Below are 742 nucleotides of genomic sequence, written 5' to 3'. Positions count from 1 at the left end.
GCTTTGTATTGTATGCCTTTAGCTTTCATTTGATCGAACGGTGAACCTAGTGTTGGACTAGTATGAGAGAAATAGTTGTTCTTGCTCATATCTGCTGATTTTTCACGAGCAGAATTCATTAACAACGCATCAGTAGCAAGTGGTTTTAAACCACTTTTTGCACGTTCTTGATTCGTCAAAGTTAGAACTTGTTGTTCTATGTTTGAAATCGACCCTGGTTGTTGAGTTGCAGGTGGTGCAGTTGGTTTTGCTGGTGCAACTGGTTTTGCTGGTACAGCTGGTTTTGCTGGTACAGCTGGTTTTGCTGGTACAGCTGGTTTTGCTGGTGCAGCTGGTGTAGCTGGTGTAGCTGGTGTAGCTGGTGTAGCTGGTGCAGCTGGTTTATCTGCTGGTAGTTTAAATCCTGCAGCTGATAGTTGTGCATATAGTTTTTCTAGCATTTGTTGGTCTAAGGTTGAATTCAATTCCACCTGTTTTACTTGAATACGTGAAGGCACATTTAAACTATTTTGTGTCTGACACGTGGGTGAAGAAAATGATGCTTCTGCTGTTGTAGCTTGACTTACTGAGAACACCATCGCTCCCATTGTTAAACCTAGTAACATTTTTTTCATTTTTTATTCCCCCTTCTGCCACTTAGTCTATCTTTTGAATCTCTCAATAAAATACCTAATCGTTACCAATACTGCCAATCAAAACGAAAATGTACTATTAATGCAGACTCAAGACATAACTATAACTA

At 39.9% G+C, this 742-nt stretch carries 1 protein-coding gene; it reads right to left on the bottom strand.

Going from position 1 to position 742, the window contains the following annotated elements; genetic code table 11:
* Positions 1-614: CAP domain-containing protein (locus AC1DOS_RS20415; protein ID WP_477538947.1), on the bottom strand; the 614-nt coding region annotated here is incomplete at its 3' end.
* Positions 615-742 lie beyond the last annotated feature (128 nt).

The organism is Paenisporosarcina sp. P5_A11, from assembly GCF_056400705.1.
The sequence above is the reverse complement of the archived record's forward strand: the minus strand, read 5'-3'. Positions and strand labels throughout refer to the sequence as shown.